2 protein-coding genes are annotated in these 1,494 nt (G+C 67.5%); both read right to left on the reverse strand.

The genetic code is table 11. From position 1 onward, the window contains the following. Window positions 1-49: 49 nt before the first annotated feature. Window positions 50-766, reverse strand: a complete 717-nt coding sequence (locus Q0066_RS02875; protein WP_298129870.1) for a DUF1345 domain-containing protein — start codon at window positions 764-766, stop codon at window positions 50-52. A gap of 304 nt (window positions 767-1,070) precedes the next feature. Next, window positions 1,071-1,445, reverse strand: coding sequence for a hypothetical protein (locus Q0066_RS02880; RefSeq protein WP_298129872.1), 375 nt, complete (start codon window positions 1,443-1,445; stop codon window positions 1,071-1,073). Between the last annotated feature and the right edge of the window lie 49 nt (window positions 1,446-1,494).

Consider the following 1,494-nt stretch of genomic DNA (forward strand, 5'->3'; position numbering starts at 1 on the left):
ACTGATGAGCCGCGCTCCGCTGCCGATGTATCGAACACGTGGTCTGTGGTCAGCCCATGGTCGTGACGAGGCCGGTGATGAGCGAAACGATCATCGCGATCACCAGGGCGTTGAAGGTGAACGCGATGACGGCATGCGATCGCACCGCCTTGACACCCGTGCGGGTGGTCGGCGTGCTCGCGGAGAGCGCGCCGGCCGAGGAGATCATTAGCGCAGTGGCGAGGAAGTCCGAGAACTCTGGCTCGTCTTCGAACGCGAAGCGGAACCGTTCACCGGCCGCGTGCAGGCGGAGGTACCGCAGTGCGAAGGCATAGACGACGGTGATCCACGCGGTCGCTGCCGTCAGTAGTGCGAGCAGGGCGAGGAGCGCGCCACCCTGCCGTCCGCCGAGCGCTGCCGCGGCGACCGCGCCGGCAAGTGCGGCGAACGCGACCGAAACCGCCAGGTTCTCCGCGCTGTCGAAGCCGAGCCCCCGCGACAACCGGCTGGGCCGACGATGCTGCTGCCCTGCAGCGATGTGCGCGAGTTCTGCAGGCGGTGTGCGGGTGAACACCAGGTGGGTCCAGATCAGGTAGGCGCCGAACGAGAGAATCATCGCCGCGCACCCGATCATGGTGAGTCCCGCGCGATCCATCGAGCCGCCGCGGGACGCGAGCAAGGCCACCACGACGAACGTGGCGACGGCAGGCCCCATGGTCACGGCGCCGCGGAAACCGTCGTCGTAGCGGAGCAGGGCAGTACCGTCCCGCGCTGTGCGTGCGTTCATCTCCTCAACGCTAGGCGGGCGCCACCTCGGTTGCCGACTCAGGAACGGGCGTGGCGGCGACAATCCTGACAAAAGGTCATGGCTGGCTGACCGTCGTGACCTTGGCCCGCGAGGCGCGGTGCCTATCAATCCAGCGGCGAGGAGTACCGCGCGGATCCCGGCGGTGTCGGGTTCGCCTTCAGCAGCCGGAGCATCGTTGCGGCCGGTGGAGTCGACCGCGTGCTGCCTCGCGGGCGCCGATGTCGCGGCGCAGCGCTCCGCGAACACCAGGCTCTGCCCCACGGCCAGCTGGTCTTGATCGCGGCTACGGCCGGTGGGGCCCGCCGGGACCGTCTGGATGCGCGAGGTCGTACGCGCGTAACAGCTTCTTCGGGACGACCATGGACCACGCGTCCACGACAAACTCGCGTGCCTCGGCGGGGTCGAGTGCCCTGAGTTCCGCCCCGACCCAGTTGAACCGCATGTCCGACGCTGACGGCAACCGGAACTTCTCCGGCGCTCCGGCGACGAGAGCGGCGCGCGCTTCCCTCGGAAAGGCAAACTCCATCACCGTCTCGTCGAGTGAGAATGCGACATAGACGATCTGCCCGACCCGGAACTTCAGCCGTCCGCGCACTAGGACGGGATAGGAGCGCTCAAGCTCGGAGCCGAGCGCCAGAACGTCATCGACCGTTGCCATGATCAACTCCTATTCCACAATGAGGCGGGCGGATGCCGACCATCTCAAG

The sequence above is a fragment of the Micropruina sp. genome, from assembly GCF_027492755.1.
Classification (GTDB): domain Bacteria; phylum Actinomycetota; class Actinomycetes; order Propionibacteriales; family Propionibacteriaceae; genus Micropruina.